Genomic DNA, 16,764 nt, shown 5'->3' on the forward strand with positions numbered 1-16,764 from the left:
GCCGTGTGGACCGCCGACGTCCCGGCACGATCGTAGTGTCGTGTGATATCCGTCGCCTCCGCGCGAACCACCTCATGACCGGTTCGACACGGACTTCATGGACACCCCGATGCCACCCGCGCACGACCGCGCCGCATTCACCCGCCTGCTGCAGGATCACCACGGCATCGTCGCGACTGTGGCGGCGAGCTACTGCCGCGATCCGCACGACCGCGCCGATCTCGCCCAGGACATCGCCGTGCAGCTGTGGCGGGCGTGGCCGAAATACGATCCGGCCAAGGCCTTCAGCACCTGGATGTACCGGATCGCGCTGAACGTGGCGATCAGCGCGGTGCGCAGCGCAACCGTGCGCCATCGTCACGCGGTGCCCCTCGACACCACCCTGCACGAACTCGCCGATCCAGCGCCGCGCGACCCGCAGGTCGAGCAGCAGGTCCGTGCCCTGCACCGCTTCATCCACGCCCAGGCACCGCTCGACCGCGCCCTGCTGCTGCTCTATCTCGACGACCGCAGCCACCGCGACATCGCCGAGATCCTCGGCCTGTCCGAGACCAATGTCGCCACCAAGATCAGCCGGCTGCGCCAGCGCATCCGCACCGAACTCTAGAGGACCCGCCATGGAACCCGATGACCTGAAGACCGCCTGGCAGTCGCTGGAAGCCCGCATGGCCCGCAGCGACGCGGTGCAACTCGCCCTGCTGCGGGAAACCCGGATGGCGCGGGCCAAAAGCCAACTGCGCCCGCTAAAGGTCGGCCATTGGCTGCAACTCGAACTGGGCTTGGGCCTGATCGTGCTCGGCGTCGCCTGCTGGACCCGCAACACGGATGTCGCCGGGCTGCTCATCGCCGGCATCGCGGTACATGCATTCGGCGTGCTGACGATGCTGGGCGCAGCCGCGATGCTGGTCCTCTCGATACGCATCGACTACGCCGCGCCGGTGCTCACGATCCAGCGTCAGCTGGCGACTTTGCTGCGCGTCCATGCCTTCAACGCTGGCGTCTGCGGCGCGCCGTGGTGGGTCATGTGGCTGCTGGTCGTGGTCGCATTCGCCGGTCTCGGCGATGCACAGATGCCAGGCCCCACACCGGCCTGGATCACCTGGAGCCTGGTCATCGGCGGCGCCGGCCTCGCGGCGACCTGGTTCTACGCCTGGCGCAACCGCGCACGTCTGCTCACTCGAAAAGATGGTCCGATCAATTGCGCAGACGGCGCAGGCGGCATCCGCCGAAGCCAGCGTCTGCTCGACGAGATCGCTGCGTTCGAGGCCGATTGAGTGCAGAACGCCTGGAGCCAAACGGAGACGACAAGCACCTCTCCCTCCGGGAGAGAGCCTGCCCCGGACTCGATCCGGGGTCGACGCGCGAAGCGCGTCGGGTGAGGGTCCGCAACCACGCCTGCGGTAAAAGCTCACGCACATCCTCAGCAACCCGCGCATTCCGGCAATAGAGCAAGCAGCGTCCGCGCATTCATCCGAAGGCGTTTCAAGAACGATGCATGGATCGGTGCGCGTTCCAGTGCGACCGCCATCCGCGACCCATCGCGATCCCAGCCGCTTCCGCCCATCCGCCTCATCGCCAACATCACGCCACCGCGATCTCTGCGTCACGTGGCCCTGTCATCGCGCCGCGCCTCATAGGCGTCCCCCATTGCCCAGGACTCCACGATGAAAGCGCTCACCTATCACGGCAGCAAAGATGTCCGCGTCGACACCGTGCCCGACCCGGTGCTGCAGGAGGCCGACGACATCCTGCTGCGTGTCACCGCGACCGCGATCTGCGGCTCCGACCTGCATCTGTTCCGCGGCAAGATTCCCGAGCTGCACAAGGGCGACATCCTCGGACACGAGTTCATGGGCATCGTCGAGGACGTCGGTAAGGATGTGACCAACGTGCGCAAGGGCGATCGTGTGGTGATCCCGTTCGTCATCGCCTGCGGCGACTGCTTCCACTGCCGCCTGGCCGAATTCTCCGCATGCGAAACCACCAATACGGGCACCGGCGCCGCACTCAATGCCAAGGGCATGCGCCCGCCGGCGGCGCTGTTCGGCTTCAGCCATCTCTACGGCGGCATCCCGGGCGGCCAGGCGGAATACGTCCGCGTGCCCAAGAGCAACGTCGGCCCGATCGTCGTGCCCGATGCGCTGCCCGACGAGCAGGTGCTGTTCCTGTCCGACATCCTGCCGACCGGCTACCAGGCCGTGCTCAATGCGCGCGTCACCAGGGGCTCGACCGTGGCGATCTTCGGTGCAGGTCCTGTCGGCCTGATGGCGGCGGCGTGCGCGAAGATGCTGGGCGCCGAGCGCATCTTCATGATCGACCGCTACCAGTACCGCCTCGACTTCGCAGTCGCCACCTACGGCGTCATTCCGATCAACTTCGAGGAGACCGACGATCCGGCGGAGGAGATCATTTCGCAGACCAACGGTCGCGGCGTCGACGCGACGATCGATGCGGTGGGCTTCGAGGCCAAGGGCAGCAAGGTCGACACCATCGCCACCCAGCTCAAGCTCGAAGGCAGCAGCGGCGCCGCGCTGCGCCAGTGCATCGCCGCGACGCGCCGTGCCGGCACCGTCAGCGTGCCGGGCGTGTATGCCGGCTTCATCCACGGCTTCATGTTCGGCGACGCCTTCGACAAGGGCCTGCGTTTCGAGATGGGCCAGACCAACGTGCAGAAGTACATGCCCGAATTGCTGGAACACATCGGCGAAGGCCGCCTGCAGCCCGACGTCATCATTTCGCACCGCATGGCGCTGGCCGATGCAGCCAAGGGCTACGAGATCTTCGACGGCAAGGAAGATGCCTGCCGCAAGGTCGTGCTGACGCCCTGAGCGCAGGCGACCATCGCGTCCGCAACGCCCGTGACGACATGCGTTGCGGGTGTGGATGACGGCCGTGCGGCGCACTCAGGCCAGGGGGAGTGGCTGCGTCGCGCGGGACAGCCGGTCGTGCAGGTCCATCACCCGTCCCGCGCGCGGGTCGATGGCGTCCGGACCGAAGGCGCGCACGAAGCGACACGCCGCGAAACCCGCCCCCTTCGTCTCGTAGTCGGCAATCCAGTCCAGTCGCGCGGGCATTCGGGCCTGCGCCCGCGACCACGCCGCCGACCGCGGCTTGATGTGACGCTTGATACCGATGCGCCACGGTTTGGGCGTCAGCCGCGCGCGGAAGCAGTGCTGCAGCCGGCACATCGTCGCGTAGAGGCGGTCCGCTGCCAGCGCCGCGAACAGCCGGTCCACATCGGGCTCGTGCGGCGCGAACGTGCGGTGCACCACCAGCACGCGCAGGCCCTTGGGCGTGCGATAGGCACGCAGGTGCCAGTCGGGATTCGCGTCCGCGAAGCCGGCGACACGTGCGATCGCCCGCGCCTCGGCGCCCCCGTCCCGATCGAACGCCCGGCGTCGGAACGCCAGCGTGATCCTGTTCGCCAGCACCAGCAATGCGACCGCGAGGCCCACGGCCAGGCGCCAGTCCATCGCCATCGCAGCGACCGCGGTCACGCCGATCAGCAGCAACGCGACCACGGACATCGGCAGCGTCCAACCCGACGGTCTTGCCTCGAAATCCATGTCGGCGAACAGCACGTCGGGCGTGTTGAGACACAGCGCGCCGTAGCTGTTGCGGGTGATCACCACGTCCCCGTCGCGCGCCACGATCTCCTCGCGGATCGGCACGCCCAGCGCGCCGTAGCTGGTCAGCGGTTCGCGCCGCGGCAACGTCTCGCCTGCGAGCACCGCCTCGAAGGCATCTTGCGCGCGCGATTCCGCGTGCGCCTGCGCGGCCGCCTCGCTGTCGTCCGACCAGCCGAAGCGCCGCACCGTGACGCTGCGCCCCTGATGCCGCGTATGGCGGCGCGCCTCCGCCCAGTATTCCGGAACGATCAAATTCCACTCCCCGATGCCCCCTGCAGGCGCGGATTGTCGCCCGCGCCCGCGGCGGCGTCATCGGGGCCGCCGTGCGCGCCGGCGGCGCCGCGTCAGGCGGTCCCGGCTTCCACGCCGCCGCGCTGCAGGGGATCAGGCAACGGGGTCGCCGCATCGACGAACGACAGCGAGACCGAATTAAGGCAGTGGCGCTCGTAGGTCGGCGGCGGACCGTCGGGGAAGATGTGGCCCAGATGGCTGCCGCAGCGCGCGCAGACCTCTTCGACGCGGATCATGCCGTGGCTGGTATCGCGCACGCGGCCGATGTGCGCCTCGTCGTACGGCGCGAAGAAGCTCGGCCAGCCGGTGCCGGAATCGAACTTCGCGCTCGAGCGGAACAGCGGCAGCGCGCACAGGCGGCAGCAGTACGTGCCCTCACGCTTGTTGTCGAGGAACACGCCGCAGAACGGCGCCTCGGTGCCGTGCTGCAGCAGCACGCGGCGTTCGTCGGCGGACAGACCGGCTTCCAGCGTGGTGCGCTGCTCGGCGGACGGCGGGGTGAGATCGAAACGGCTCATGGGGATTCCGGCGTGGACGTCAGACAACACAACATGGCGACGCAGGCGCCGCCGCACAACCCGCCGCGTCAGCGCGCAGCAGCGTCTGGACGCACCCGGCGCCAGGCGTGACGCACGAGCGGATAGACGCCCAGATGCGCGAACGCCGACACCGTCGCCACGACGCCGCCGACCAGCAACGGCAGCACCGCGCCGAAGACGAAGGTCATCGCCAGCACGAAACCCAGCAAGCACTCGGCGCGATAGGCAGGCAGCAACAGACCCAGTACGAACGCCGACAGCAGCACCGTGGCGGCGCCGTTCTCCAGGCCGCCGACGAAGGCCAGCGACAGCGCCGCGCCGAACGTCGCGGCCACGCCGAATCCGACCAGCGCGCCACGCAGCACGCGGCGCCTGTCGATCTGGCGCTCCATGCGACCCGCCACGCGACCGGAAACGAACCAGGCCATCGCCGGCAACAGCAGCAGCCCCCAGCCGTTCCAGACCGCGGGCAGGTCCGGACGCGCGAGCAGATGGTGGCTGACGATGCCGCCGTGCAGATGCTCGAAGGCCAGATGGGCCGCTTCCGCCAGCAGCACCGCGAGCGTCAGTGCGATCCGCCAGCCGCGCATGCGTGCCGCGCGCGGGGGAACTTGCGTCATGTGGCCGTCTGCGCGCATCGGAGCATCCCCGTCGATTCGCGTCCGACTCTACGGGTCACCGCACACGCGCGCATCCGGCATTCGCCACCGTGACTTCCGGCGGTCAGCGGTCAGCGCTCAGCGCCCGGCGCCGGGATCTGTGCCGAGCACAGCGCCCACGCGCACGGCCAGTGCGTCGACGGTGAAGGGTTTGCCGATCAACTGGACACCCGGCGCGAGCACGCCGTCCTGGACCAGCGTGTTGCGGCTGTTGCCAGTGGTGAAGAGGACTTTGAGATCGGGCCGGCGTTTCAGCGCGGCGTCGGCCAGCTGGCGCCCGTTGACCTCGGGCATCACCACGTCGGTGAACAGCAGCACGATCTCCGGATGTGCATCGAGCAGCTGCAGTGCCGTGGCCGCGCCGTCCGCGGCGAGCACGCGATAGCCCAGTTCGGTCAGCGCATCGGTCGAGAACTGGCGCACCGCCGGCTCGTCGTCCACCACCAGCACGCATTCCTGTCGACCGCGCGGCAGCGCCACGCCGCCCTGCGCTGGCGGCGCAACGGCGTCGAACTCGCCGACCAGACGCGGCAGATACAGCTTCACCACCGTGCCCCGCCCCACTTCCGACACCATGCGCACATGGCCCGCCGATTGCCGCGCGAAGCCATACACCTGCGACAGGCCGAGGCCGGTGCCCTTGCCGACCTTCTTGGTCGTATAGAACGGGTCGAAGGCCTTGGCCATCACCTCCGGTGACATGCCGCTGCCGTCGTCGGACACGCTGACCAGCACGTACTCGCCGGGCGGCACGCCGTGCAGCACGGCGGCCTCGCCGGCATCCAGACGGCAGTTGCCCGTGGCGATGGTGAGCCGGCCGCCGCCCGGCATCGCATCGCGCGCGTTCACCGCCAGATTGAGGATCACGTTCTCCATCTGGTTGGCGTCGACGTGCGTGTACCACACCGCATCCTCCAGCCGGGTATCCAGCCGCACGCTGCTGCCCAGCGAATGCGTCAGCAGATCCAGCATGCCGGCGAGCAGCCGGTTCGCATCCACCGGCACCGGCTGCAGCGGCTGCTGCCGCGAGAAGGCGAGCAGCCGCTGGGTCAGTTGCGCGGCGCGGTTCGCACCGTCGATCGCCATGTCGATGTAACGCCGCACGCGCGGTTCGGGATGGTCTTTCAACCGCGACGCGAGCAGATCCAGCGGCCCCACGACCGCCGCCAGCATGTTGTTGAAATCGTGCGCGATGCCGCCGGTCAACTGGCCCACCGCTTCCATCTTCTGGCTCTGGCGCAGCGCGTCTTCCACGCGTGTGCGCTCGGCGACTTCCGCCAGCACGCGGCTTTCCAGCTGTTCGTTCAATTCCTGCAGGCGGGCATCGGCGCGCTTGCGCGCGGTCACGTCGCTGGCCACGCCGAGCACGCGCACGCAGCGGTCGCCTTCGAACAGGCCGCGTCCCTTGGCCGCGACCCAGCGCTCCACGCCGTCCTCCTTGCCGATGGTCCGGTACTCCACGTCGTAGAGCGCGCGCCGGTCGGGATCGGCCGCCGCTTCGAACGCGGCGGTGGTGGCCTCGCGATCCTGCGGGTGCAGGCCGTCGTAGAAATCCTGAAGCGAGACCGGCACCCCGGGCGAGATGCCGAACATCGCCCGGGTGCGCGGCGACCAGATCAGCGCGTCGTGCACCAGGTCGACATCCCAGAAGCCCAGATCGCCGGCTTCGGTCGCCAGACGCAGCCGCTCTTCGCTCTGTGTCAGCGCCGCCTCGGCGATCCTGCGCGCCGACAGGTCCAGCATCGCGCCGATCATGCGCACCGGCGCGCCCGTGGCGTCACGCAGTACCGTGCCGCGATCGAACACCGCCGCGTAGCTGCCATCGACGCGACGGAACCGGTACTCGTCGGTCCAGACCGAGCCGTCGCCCGCGATGACCTCGTGGATGCGGGTATCGATGCGGGCGCGATCGTCGGGATGGATATGGTCGAGCCACCAGGCCGCATCGGTCTCGGTCTCGGTGTGGCCGAACAGCGTGGTCAGCGCCTCGTTCCAGATCACGTGGCCATCGGCGATGCGCCAGTCCCAGATCGCATCGTTGGTCGCACGCGCGGCGAGGCGGTAGCGCTCTTCGACTTCCAGATGACGCGCCTCCGCAGCCTTGCGGTCGGTGATGTCCAGCGAGGTGCCGACCAGGCCGATGACCTGCCCGACGGCGTCGCGCAGCGGCGCCTTCGTCGACAGCCACCAGGCACGTCGCCCATCGGCGAAGCTCACCGCTTCCTCGATCTGCTCCGCCTGCCCGCTGGCCATGATGCGTTCGTCGGTGGCCATCACCGCTGCGGCCTGGGTGGCGTCGCCCAGGAACTCCGCATCGGTGCGGCCGACATAGTCCTCCAGCGGCTTTCCGATCAACTCGCTCGTGGCCCGGTTGGCGAGCATGACCCGGCCCTGCCGGTCCTTGGCGTAGACCACGCCAGGCGCGGCATCGATGAACGAGCGCAGCAGCGTCTGCGCCTGGTCGCGCTCGGCCTCGATGCGCCTGCGCTCCTCGATGTCGATCAGCACACCGGGAAAACCGACCGCGTTGCCGTTCGCGTCCAGATCGACCCGGCCGATTGCTTCGATCCACCGGTACTGCCGGTCCGTGCCCAGCGTCCGGTAGGCATGTGCGTAGCGACCGCCACGGCGGACCGCATCGGCGATCGCCGCCGCCACGCCCGGGCGATCGTCGGGATGCACGTAGTCGAGGATGTGTTCCAGTTCGAGCGCGTCGCGCGCGACGGATGGATCCAGACCGAATGCCTCGGCCAGCGCGTCGTCGATGGTCACCCGGTTGTGCGGCACATCCCAGAACCACGTACCGACGATCGCGCCGGCGGCCAGGGCCATCTCGACACGTTCCGCATCGCGGACGCGTTGCAGGTCATCGGATTGCGAAGCGTCCATGCGGGGCCCGGCCGGGATCGAAGAGAGCCTGCATTCTCCCGCATCGGGGCGGAAACCGACGTGCGATAGCGAACGCCGCCCGTGGAACACCTGGACCTTCGAGTCCGCGCGGCATCAACCGTGTTGGCGCGATCAGCCGCGCATGCCACCGCCGCGGCGACGGCCGTCAGCTTGCACGCCGGTCGCCATTGACGATGGCGCGTTCCAGACGCGCGGCGGCGAGATCACCTGCCGCCGTCCCAGGCCGCGCGCGCCGTCGCCCGCGTGCGCCACGCGGCCATCGCCAGCACCACGACACCGAGCACCAGGAAACACACCAGCAGGCCCAGCATGTTGAGCAGCACCTGCCGGTAGCCGAGCGCGGCGACATCGATGAAAGGGTACGGATAACTGCCCAGCACCGCGCCGCGCACCACGGCATAGATGCCGTAACCGATCGGATACAGGCACCAGAGCAGCGGCAGGCGCAGGTCGAAGCGCGTGACCGGAGGCCAGGCCGTCCAGCAGGCGAGCGTCGCAAGCGGCACGATGTAATGCAGGATCACGTCCGCCACCAATTGCAGCCCCTGCGGCGCCCAGACATGCCGCAGCAGCAGGTGATAGCCGATGCCCACGGCCAGGATCGCCGTCGTCGCGCATCCCGCCACCAGCGCGGAGCCGAACGCATGCCCGGGCCGACGATCACCCGCCAGCAGCGGCAGCGTCGCCACCAGTGCCACGAAGAGATTGCTCAGCACGGTGAAGTACCCAAGGAACGCGATCACGCCGTCGACTGCCGTCCTGCCGTTCGCCTGCGCCAGCGCGATCGACAGGCCGAACTGCACCACCACGCCCGACCAAGCGACCACGGCCAATGCCGCCCAGGCGCGCATAGCCCATCTGCTGTGCGTCATACGCCCTCCCCGTGAAGACGACTCGCGAGACCGGGCGTCGCCCGATCTCCGAATCGCGGCACCTCGCAGCGCCACCCGGCGATCGTACTGCGCACCCGCGCGCGCCAGGACGTGCCGCGCGATTGGACAAGGGCCGAGGACGCCGGGCATGGTGTCGCCCTCCCCGCACACCCGAGGACAGTGTCCATGCGCCTGATTCCCCTGCTCGCGATCACCGCCCTGCTCACCGCCTGCGCGCCCGATGGCGCCGACACCGCGCCCGCGAACGCCGCCGACGCGACGCCGCCCGAAGCGGCCGCGGCCGCGCCCGCGACCGCCGCAAACGAAACCGCGAGTCCGTCCACGCTGGCCTACCAGCGCGTCAACGACACCATGCACGCCGGCATGGGCGCCGGCTTCACCGGCGACGCCGATGTCGATTTCATGCGCGGCATGATTCCGCACCACCAGGGCGCCATCGACATGGCCCATGTCGCGCTCGAACACGGCACCGACCCGGAAGTGCGCGCCCTCGCGCAGCAGGTCATCGCCGCGCAGGAAACCGAGATCGCGCAGATGCAGCGCTGGCTGCAGGAGCGCGGCGTCGCCGTCGACGCATCGGCCGCGGATGCGGGCGCGCACGACCATCACTGACGGCGCGCGCGTGCGCTGCGATTGCGGACGACAGGCGTGCAGTGCGTGAATCCGGCACCACCCGGCACCGCAGGCGGCACGGCATGACGCACGACATCGGCGCACGGCTGCGCGAGCGACTCGGGCTCGCCCCGCCTGCGCCCGTCGCGTTCGAGCGCGGCGACGTGACCGCGTTCGACGGCTACACCCGTCAGCGCATCGAATACCGCGGCCTCGAAGGCGACACCATTCCGGCATTTCTGTTCACGCCCACGGCGCAACCCGCCGAGGGCGGCGTCGTGGTCTTCCACCAGCACAACGGCGAGTTCCACTTCGGCAAGAGCGAAATCGCCGGCATCGTGGGCAGCCCGTTCCAGGCCTTCGGTCCCGCGCTCGCGCGTCGCGGCCTCGCCGTGCTCGCACCGGACGCCCTGACGTTCGAGGATCGCCGCGGCCAGGTCCACGGCGTCGAGCCGCACTACTACGACTGGCTGCAGCACTACAGCGCCATGAGCTACCGCCTGCTCGACGGCGACACGCTGATGCGCAAGGGCCTCGACGACGCCCAGCGCGCGCTGAGCGTCCTGATCGATGCGGCCGAAGTGGACGCACGCCGCGTCGGCATCGCCGGCCACTCCTACGGCGGCTACACCGCGCTGTACCACGCCGCCGTCGACCCGCGCTGCCGCTTCGCCTGCATCAGCGGCGCGATCTGCAGCATTGACACCCGACGCCGCGAAGAGACCGGCATCACCCTGTTCGAAGCGGTGCCCGGCCTCGCGCAGATGGTGGACACGCACGACGTGCTGTCGGCCATCGGACCGCGTCCGACGCTGGTTGTGTCGGGAAGCGAGGACAAATACTCACGCGATGCGGATCAGGTTGTGGCGAAGGTCACCGGGGACTTCATCACCGAGCTCCGCGTCGAGCGCGGGCACGCGCTCGATCAGGAACGATTCGATGCGATCGTCGAGTGGCTTGCTGGCCGCGTGTCCAACACAGTCGACAAGTGAACCTCGCACCGCCAGTTTGCGTCTCAACTCAGTAGCTTCATCTCGAGCACACGCAATAACGACCGTATAAAGGATGTGTCCCCGGCAGCGTCCTTAAGCTCAGCGAGCCTGCCTTCATCCAGCCATTTCCCGTCGATCATTACGCCCACGGGCGACTCCACAGAACCTATCTGCTTCAGCGGATCGCCAGAAAGCAACACGAGATTGGCCCGGTAACCCGGCGCGATCACGCCAGTCCGCTCGAACCCCAGGGCTTTTGCACTCACGCGCGTGGCGGCGGCAAGTGCGTCATGCGGCAACAGCCCTGCCTCTACCAGAAGCGCCAGTTCTTCTGCCAGCGAAGCGCCGGGAATGATGCCAAAGCTGCCACTGTCTGTTCCGGCGATTAAAGGCACGCCCGCCTCATGAAGCAACCGTGTCGCCGTCAGGAAGAACGCCGCATGCGGACCCTCGTATTCGGATGGATCGACGCTACTCCAGTACTGTTCCGAGTCTTTTGAGAACAATTGTGTCAGCGGGTTGATCGTCTCGGAGCCTGGCCGATCCAGATACGCGCCCTGTGATTCCGCTATGAGCACCAGCCTCTTGTGGGCGATGAGCGTTGGCGTCACGACTTCCCCGGAGGCGGCGAGCACACCAGCAAGCTCACCCATGCTTTTCTCATCGAGGTTATCTCGGAGCCCGTGCCAGACGATCGTTTCGATATGCTCAAGCGTTGTCAGTCCGCGCCCGAGAGATGCCTCCCACGGCAGGTCGAAGGGCTTGTCGCGGGGAATTCCGGGAACGCGCACTCCCTCGGGAGAATGACCCGCCACGGTCACGCCAAGCCGGCCCGCCTCATCGAGAATTCCATCAAATGCGTCTCGTGTGAGATTCGAATAGATCTTCAGCGCCCGGTATCCCGACGCGTGTTGCTTGCGGACTGCGGCGCGACCTTCGTCCGCCGTCGTGACGGTCTGCTGCAGCACGTTCTCGTTGGGCCCGCGGCCGTTGAGGATCCGACCTGTCGTGATCAGATCCGGCCCGAGCAGTGCGCCTGATGCGATGCGCTCCGACAGGCGCAGGTGAAACGGATACCCCGACATGTTGCGCACGCCGGTTACGCCGTGGGCGAGATAGCCGGCCAGTTCCGCCTCGTCGTTGAGGTGGATGTGCGCATCGATCAGTCCGGGAATCAGCGTGTAGCCACGGCCATCCACAACTGGCACGCCGTCAGGTGCGCGCAGCTCGCCCGCCGCGCCGATTTCGACGATTCGATCGCCCATCACAAGCACTGCGCGCGCATCCTCGGCGTCGGGGGCGTCGCGAACCATGGAAACCAGCCGCACATTGTCGAGCAACACGCCTGCGGGTTGAGCCCGATCCCTAGTCAATGCGTCGGGAAGGTCGTTGACGACATACCAGAGACTTGCAGCGGGGATTACTGCTGCGAAAACGATCCCGATACCAACGCGCCTCAGCTTTGTGTTCTTCGTAATCTGCAACTCGCGCACCTAGCTGTGATTGGAGCCCCGAAAGGACGATGCACATGGGACGCGCAAAACGCAAAGGTCGCGCTCGCCCACCTGGTGCATGTCAAACAACTCCCGGCTCTTCTTGGCTGATGGCGGTGGTGACGGCAGAGTCTGTACCACCTAGCCGGCGCCCACAGCGGCCCGCCTCACCCTCTCGAACTAACTGAACCTGGAACCGTTAATTTCTGGGCAACGAACTGTGCGCCAGCGACACTTGGCGCCATCGCTGCGACAGAGGGCGCGACGATGCACGCCTGCGCCGGGCGCACTGCAAAGAGCATGACGAGAAACAGGCTTGCAACAACAGCAAACCCGTTCTGCTTTCCGCTTCGGCCGCGCAACATCAACATCAAACTCTCTCAGCTCGGTCACATCGCACGTGGTCGCATTTAACTGAACCTGACACGGTTACCGAGCAAAGAATTACTTGTTCAGAGGGTCCCTAGATGTGGCCGAACCGGCGAGGTGTGCAGCGTGAGGTCAAGAATCGGAAGCTGGGTTCTCAGGTGCCAGCGGGAACGGCGTCAGTTCCATGAATTCGCGGATCTTCCGGTCGCGCTCAGCAATCACAGATTCGCGAGTGCGTCGAGTTCCGTCCTGAATATTGACCTCCAGAGCAGAGAGAGTATCGCGTTGACGATCGATCGACTCGGAGAGTTGCTGAAACTGCGCAAGCATGGTCGCCAAAGAAAACGTCGCAGAAACTGCGTCGACCTCCGCTTCTTCTTGCGTGACATTCGCTGCCAAGACACCCATTTGATCCCACCACGAAAGCACGTCGAGAAGCCGCATCGCGATGTGCGGAGGAAAGCTGTCAAGGGCGCCTGCCTGCCGTCGAAGAAGGACCAAGTGTTCCTTAAAGATGGAGGTCTGATTCAGTTCGGAGAATGCTTCGAACGGCCGGACATCCCTCAAGGCAGGCGTCAGAGCGCCAATCGTGTGGTTAAGGCTGTTTTGAGCGCGCCGCAACTCAAGCTCAAAGGTGATCGCCCACGTCGCAGCTTGCTGCCTCCGCAGCAAATCCTGCCTGGACCAATCGTCGTCTCGCAGCTGGACCGTTCGCTTATGTTCCTTGTCGCTGGAGCGAAGGGCCACCCACACAGCCCATACGGTTGCACCGGCTGCTATGACAGACACGACAACGGCAGCCCAATCGGCGACGTTGCCCCAGTCGGCTGCAAGTGGACATGCGGGCATTTCGCTTCCTTGCGATTCGTAGTTGAAGAGATCTAAGTATGGCTGGACGAACGCTGCCTGTCCCCACACCCCACGTCGCCGGTGAGCGCGATCCGCTCGAATTGTTGGCCAGGCTGGCCGGCGTCACCAGCTACCGCGTGCCTGTGCGGGGGGGGGCGCAGCAGCCGGCCCACGTTGGAGGCCAGCGACTTCGCCGCCGCACTGGGCTACATGCGCTCGCCGTTGGTATTAACTGAACCTGGAACCGTTACCGAAAAACAGTAAAAGCGACCTTCCTTTGCTCACAAAAATTCCGCTGCTGTCCCTTTCACTGAGCCTGGAACCGTTAACCAAGTCGAGCCGCGAAGCGGCTTCGGCTTGAACGATTGGCTAGGCTGCACTGCGCTGACCAAGATCCTGCACAAAACGAAGTAAGAAACCATCAGGATCTTGGACGAGGAACTCGCGCTGGCCCTTTTCGGCATCTGTAGCTACGCGATACCACGAATCTTTGACGCTCCGAAATAGGATGACGTTGAGCGAAAGCAGTGCGGAAAGTACCTGCCCGACATCTGGAACCTCAATCTGGAAGTTGATGCCTCGGCCGAACGGTTTGTCTAGGGGCTCCACATTCCAACCTGCACCATGCCGCTGCTCAAGCATGAGCTGGGCGCGTCCAAGCTCAAGGTACGCGAAAGGCGGATATTCGCGGCGATGTCGCACACTGAAGCCGGCTGCTTGGTAAAAACGCAGAGACTCTTCGAGTGACGTGACCGTCAGTTCGGGAACTAGCGGACTCCAATAAGCTACTTCTGCCATATTTCGCGCTAGTTAAAGCCTATCCGTGGAACCTCAAGTCTACTGGACCTGGAGTCCTTACCGCTTCCACGCCCGCTCACGAAAATCGAACTCGATAAGTGAACCTGGCACCGTTATCGGGTCGTGTCGGGCACCGAGGACAAATACTCGCGCGATGCGGATCAGGTGGTGGCCAGGGTGGCTGGAGACTTCATCACCGAGCTGCGCGTCGAGCGTGGGCATGCGCTCGATCAGGGAAGATTCGATGCGATTGTCGAGTGGATTGTCGGCCGCGTGCCGCAACAGTGACGTCGATCAACTGGCGCACGCGTTGCTACTTAGCCCTCTCAGAACAAGCAGCCCAAGTTGGTGAACCTGACCCCGTTAGCTTGCTTGTGCGAAACACGGGCTTAACCAAACCCGCGCTCCACAGACACTTGCCTGGCTCCAATGGGGAGCGCAGACGAGACACAACCATGGCAAAGGCAGCAAGCGGCGGTAAGGGCGGAAATGGTGGCGGGCAGGGCAGCGGTGGCGGTAGCAAGCCGTCGGGGCGTCCCGCCGGTCAGGGGAACGCAGGTGGCTGGCCGTCTACCGTTCCCCGTGGAGTATCCGGTGGTAACCGCAGCAACGCCCCGGCACGCAAGCCCTGAGTCCTGGGCGCGGGCAGCGGGTGGCAACGCCCGCTTGCCTCAGCGTCCAGCTAGAAGCCAACCTGGCACCGGCACGCCAGAAGACTTCACAGGGAAGAAGTGCTGGACCCGCCGCGCCCAGGTATCCAAGTACGCCCGTCGCCAGCCCATACGGTCCAAGTGCCCCGGCACACGCCTGTGCTGCCCCAGGAGCAAGCTCAGCAGGTGCGCAGCGACGAGATAGGGATCTACGAAGTCCTCGGCCATCTGCGCCAGCTCGTAGGACTCTGGGTCTGACTTCCCATCGAGAACCTGAGATCCAACGAGCAGATGGAAGGCCCCACGGGTCATCGGATGTTTTCCGCTCCGTAGGCCACGAATGAAACGGGCTCCATCACTGCCTAACGAGAGCGCTCCGGATCGATCAGCCTGCGCCCCCATATCCGCAATCGACGGTTGCTCGTCTGGCCAACTTCCTCGACGTGCTCGATGTCCAGCCACACCCACGAAATCCACCAACCGGGCGATAGGATCGTTGGGACGGTAGCGTTTCCGCTCCTCGGCCTCAGGCTCCGCCAGCAGCACAGCGAAACGAGGCAGACCATTGAAGGCATCGAAGCCGGGGACACGACAATTCCACTGAGCAATTTCGTGATCCACTGCCGCAAGAAAGTTCAGCGCCATATGTGCTCGCCGGGTGTACGCACGTATCAAAAATGCCCGCGCGTCGTCATCCATTTCCTGCTCAAGGTGGCTCAGCCCTGACACGTAAAGCGTCTGGCAGAAGTCTGGCCCCAGCTCCGACTCAGGCCCAATCTCTGCTGCGAAGCCTTGCCCATCGTTCGCATCGTTGAGCTGGCACAAGCGCCGATCGGACGCATCCAGCTTGCGCAACAGATCTCGCGTGGCAGGTGCCGCACCATCGAGCAGCCCGAGCATGTACACCATCATCGCGCTGATGCCTTCCTCAGGCATGCCTGCGATAAGCGCCGCCCGCTCTTCGTCCGTGGTGTCGCGCTTGACCATCATGCGCAGCAGCAGTGAGTCCGCATGTGCCTGGACTTCCTCTCGTCGTTGCTGCCACACCACATAGCCACGTCCACGCTGATACGTCATTCGGCTTATGCCCGTGGCGTGCTCAAAAAAAGCAGCCGGCGACTTGCCGTTGAGACGTTGAGCCACCTCGATGTGGAGTGCGAACAACAAGGCAATGCTCAGGCTGCGAAAGGGTACGCAGTCTGCATCTTGCGGAGTGGGCATCACAACTCACACTGAGCCGCGACGTCCCCCAAAAATTAAGCCGAGCCGCGGAGGGGCATCGGCTTGAACGAACTGTCAGATCTGCAGACCGTGTGCTGCAAATCTCCTGCGGAGTAGTAAGAACGCCAATGGCGCTTCAAGCAGGTGGGTGTCTGACACGATTTGAAACCGTTGGAAAGCGATCTTGATGCGCTCCGCACACGCTCCAGCATCGTCTAAGTGCTCTGTGTAGTCTCGACGCTCAACACCGCAATCAAAGAAGTGAGACTTGTCAAAGTCCCAGAAATGCTCATCCCCTCCGTCATAGCTTTCTTTGATGGGTCTCCACCACGGAACCTGCACAAAATCTCGAAGCTCTTTGTAGGCGCTGAGAATTCTGATGAGTTCGGCTTTGTAGTACTTGCGGAGTGGCCCGGAGAAGCGAACGGAGTCCGCATTGTTATCAAGGTCGCTCTGCAAGATGGAGAACGGCTCGAACTCCTTGCAGTTCACAAGGCGACGTTGATAGATGTGCGGCTCTAGATCAGTGACGACTTGCTCTGGTAGGAGCCTCTTAATCTGATCGGCTCGCTCCTGATCCCGCTTGAACTTGCTATCGAACACCGGGCGAAGAAAAGCGAACACTCCGGCGAGCGATCCAATCGCGAAGAAGAGTTCTTTTAGGGATGACCAGGAAACGTCCATGCAGATCTAACTATAAGTACAGCTCAAAGACTACGAGATGCGGGGCCTGAACGCGCGATGTTCGCCTCCGTCCACTTGGGGCTGAAAACAAGATCAACGTCTTGCACCCCTTTGGGCTGCCCAGCCCGGACTTCACGATCTGTGCTTATCGCACAAAGCGCGTGCCACTGCATAT

General features: G+C 65.4%; 16 protein-coding genes. 6 read left to right on the forward strand and 10 right to left on the reverse strand.

Annotation, left to right across the window (positions count from 1 at the left end; translation table 11 throughout):
• Positions 1 to 109 precede the first annotated feature (109 nt).
• From AC3IRM_RS12205 to AC3IRM_RS12215, 3 genes are all read left to right on the forward strand, one after another.
• Positions 110 to 607, forward strand: a complete 498-nt coding sequence (locus AC3IRM_RS12205; protein WP_489203407.1) for an RNA polymerase sigma factor — start codon at positions 110 to 112, stop codon at positions 605 to 607.
• A gap of 10 nt (positions 608 to 617) precedes the next feature.
• A complete protein-coding gene (locus AC3IRM_RS12210) occupies positions 618 to 1,274 on the forward strand; it encodes a hypothetical protein (protein ID WP_489203408.1) in 657 nt (218 codons plus the stop codon).
• Positions 1,275 to 1,664: 390 nt separating this feature from the next.
• Complete coding sequence (locus tag AC3IRM_RS12215) at positions 1,665 to 2,828, forward strand: zinc-dependent alcohol dehydrogenase (RefSeq protein ID WP_489203409.1); 1,164 nt, start codon at positions 1,665 to 1,667, stop codon at positions 2,826 to 2,828.
• Positions 2,829 to 2,903: 75 nt separating this feature from the next.
• On the opposite strand, the gene AC3IRM_RS12220 is transcribed toward AC3IRM_RS12215, so the two are convergent.
• The 5 genes from AC3IRM_RS12220 to AC3IRM_RS12240 form a co-directional block, all read right to left on the reverse strand.
• Positions 2,904 to 3,881 (reverse strand): hypothetical protein, encoded by a 978-nt coding sequence (locus tag AC3IRM_RS12220; protein WP_489203410.1) that lies wholly within the window; start codon positions 3,879 to 3,881, stop codon positions 2,904 to 2,906.
• A gap of 92 nt (positions 3,882 to 3,973) precedes the next feature.
• Positions 3,974 to 4,438 (reverse strand): peptide-methionine (R)-S-oxide reductase MsrB, encoded by a 465-nt coding sequence (msrB, locus tag AC3IRM_RS12225; RefSeq protein WP_489203411.1) that lies wholly within the window; start codon positions 4,436 to 4,438, stop codon positions 3,974 to 3,976.
• Between the two features lie 68 nt (positions 4,439 to 4,506).
• Positions 4,507 to 5,079, reverse strand: coding sequence for a hypothetical protein (locus tag AC3IRM_RS12230; RefSeq protein WP_489203412.1), 573 nt, complete (start codon positions 5,077 to 5,079; stop codon positions 4,507 to 4,509).
• A 117-nt stretch (positions 5,080 to 5,196) separates the two neighbouring features.
• Positions 5,197 to 8,007 carry a PAS domain-containing hybrid sensor histidine kinase/response regulator gene (locus tag AC3IRM_RS12235; RefSeq protein WP_489203413.1) on the reverse strand — a complete coding sequence of 937 codons (2,811 nt, stop codon included), beginning with the start codon at positions 8,005 to 8,007 and terminating at the stop codon, positions 5,197 to 5,199.
• Positions 8,008 to 8,231: 224 nt separating this feature from the next.
• Positions 8,232 to 8,879, reverse strand: a complete 648-nt coding sequence (locus AC3IRM_RS12240) for a Pr6Pr family membrane protein (protein ID WP_489203414.1) — start codon at positions 8,877 to 8,879, stop codon at positions 8,232 to 8,234.
• Between the two features lie 207 nt (positions 8,880 to 9,086).
• On the opposite strand from AC3IRM_RS12240, the gene copM reads away from it, so the two are divergent.
• Both copM and AC3IRM_RS12250 read left to right on the forward strand, forming a co-directional pair.
• Positions 9,087 to 9,533 (forward strand): CopM family metallochaperone, encoded by a 447-nt coding sequence (gene copM, locus AC3IRM_RS12245; protein WP_489203415.1) that lies wholly within the window; start codon positions 9,087 to 9,089, stop codon positions 9,531 to 9,533.
• An 83-nt stretch (positions 9,534 to 9,616) separates the two neighbouring features.
• The gene (locus AC3IRM_RS12250; RefSeq protein WP_489203416.1) at positions 9,617 to 10,525 is read left to right on the forward strand and encodes an alpha/beta hydrolase family protein; all 909 of its coding nucleotides are present in this window, start codon (positions 9,617 to 9,619) and stop codon (positions 10,523 to 10,525) included.
• Positions 10,526 to 10,548: 23 nt separating this feature from the next.
• Here the strand turns inward: AC3IRM_RS12250 and AC3IRM_RS12255 are convergent, their stop codons facing one another.
• The 3 genes from AC3IRM_RS12255 to AC3IRM_RS12265 all read right to left on the reverse strand — a co-directional run bounded on the left by AC3IRM_RS12255 (position 10,549) and on the right by AC3IRM_RS12265 (position 14,034).
• On the reverse strand, positions 10,549 to 12,018 hold the full coding sequence (locus AC3IRM_RS12255) for an amidohydrolase family protein (RefSeq protein WP_489203417.1): 1,470 nt from the start codon (positions 12,016 to 12,018) through the stop codon (positions 10,549 to 10,551).
• Positions 12,019 to 12,519: 501 nt separating this feature from the next.
• Complete coding sequence (locus AC3IRM_RS12260) at positions 12,520 to 13,236, reverse strand: hypothetical protein (protein ID WP_489203418.1); 717 nt, start codon at positions 13,234 to 13,236, stop codon at positions 12,520 to 12,522.
• 369 nt (positions 13,237 to 13,605) lie between these two features.
• Positions 13,606 to 14,034: a bleomycin resistance protein gene (locus tag AC3IRM_RS12265; RefSeq protein ID WP_489203419.1), complete on the reverse strand. Its 429-nt coding sequence runs from the start codon at positions 14,032 to 14,034 to the stop codon at positions 13,606 to 13,608.
• Positions 14,035 to 14,157: 123 nt separating this feature from the next.
• Between AC3IRM_RS12265 and AC3IRM_RS12270 the strand changes: the two genes are divergently transcribed.
• Positions 14,158 to 14,322, forward strand: a complete 165-nt coding sequence (locus tag AC3IRM_RS12270; RefSeq protein ID WP_489203420.1) for a hypothetical protein — start codon at positions 14,158 to 14,160, stop codon at positions 14,320 to 14,322.
• A gap of 383 nt (positions 14,323 to 14,705) precedes the next feature.
• Here AC3IRM_RS12270 and AC3IRM_RS12275 read toward each other — a convergent pair whose 3' ends face one another.
• Both AC3IRM_RS12275 and AC3IRM_RS12280 read right to left on the reverse strand, forming a co-directional pair.
• Entirely contained in the window at positions 14,706 to 15,848 is a 1,143-nt protein-coding gene (locus AC3IRM_RS12275; RefSeq protein ID WP_489203421.1) for a hypothetical protein, read from the reverse strand.
• Positions 15,849 to 15,980: 132 nt separating this feature from the next.
• Positions 15,981 to 16,589 carry a hypothetical protein gene (locus AC3IRM_RS12280; protein WP_489203422.1) on the reverse strand — a complete coding sequence of 203 codons (609 nt, stop codon included), beginning with the start codon at positions 16,587 to 16,589 and terminating at the stop codon, positions 15,981 to 15,983.
• Between the last annotated feature and the right edge of the window lie 175 nt (positions 16,590 to 16,764).

It is taken from the genome of Luteimonas sp. KH_071 (genome assembly GCF_057838005.1).

Excerpts from the sequence above, each read along its gene's own strand:
- AC3IRM_RS12205 (WP_489203407.1), top strand. The coding sequence starts at position 110 with ATGCCACCCGCGCACGACCGCGCCGCATTCACCCGCCTGCTGCAGGAT.
- AC3IRM_RS12210 (WP_489203408.1), top strand. The coding sequence starts at position 618 with ATGGAACCCGATGACCTGAAGACCGCCTGGCAGTCGCTGGAAGCCCGC.
- AC3IRM_RS12215 (WP_489203409.1), top strand. The coding sequence starts at position 1,665 with ATGAAAGCGCTCACCTATCACGGCAGCAAAGATGTCCGCGTCGACACC.
- msrB (WP_489203411.1), bottom strand. The coding sequence starts at position 4,438 with ATGAGCCGTTTCGATCTCACCCCGCCGTCCGCCGAGCAGCGCACCACG.
- AC3IRM_RS12230 (WP_489203412.1), bottom strand. The coding sequence starts at position 5,079 with ATGACGCAAGTTCCCCCGCGCGCGGCACGCATGCGCGGCTGGCGGATC.
- AC3IRM_RS12235 (WP_489203413.1), bottom strand. The coding sequence starts at position 8,007 with ATGGACGCTTCGCAATCCGATGACCTGCAACGCGTCCGCGATGCGGAA.
- AC3IRM_RS12240 (WP_489203414.1), bottom strand. The coding sequence starts at position 8,879 with ATGCGCGCCTGGGCGGCATTGGCCGTGGTCGCTTGGTCGGGCGTGGTG.
- copM (WP_489203415.1), top strand. The coding sequence starts at position 9,087 with ATGCGCCTGATTCCCCTGCTCGCGATCACCGCCCTGCTCACCGCCTGC.
- AC3IRM_RS12250 (WP_489203416.1), top strand. The coding sequence starts at position 9,617 with ATGACGCACGACATCGGCGCACGGCTGCGCGAGCGACTCGGGCTCGCC.
- AC3IRM_RS12260 (WP_489203418.1), bottom strand. The coding sequence starts at position 13,236 with ATGCCCGCATGTCCACTTGCAGCCGACTGGGGCAACGTCGCCGATTGG.
- AC3IRM_RS12265 (WP_489203419.1), bottom strand. The coding sequence starts at position 14,034 with ATGGCAGAAGTAGCTTATTGGAGTCCGCTAGTTCCCGAACTGACGGTC.
- AC3IRM_RS12280 (WP_489203422.1), bottom strand. The coding sequence starts at position 16,589 with ATGGACGTTTCCTGGTCATCCCTAAAAGAACTCTTCTTCGCGATTGGA.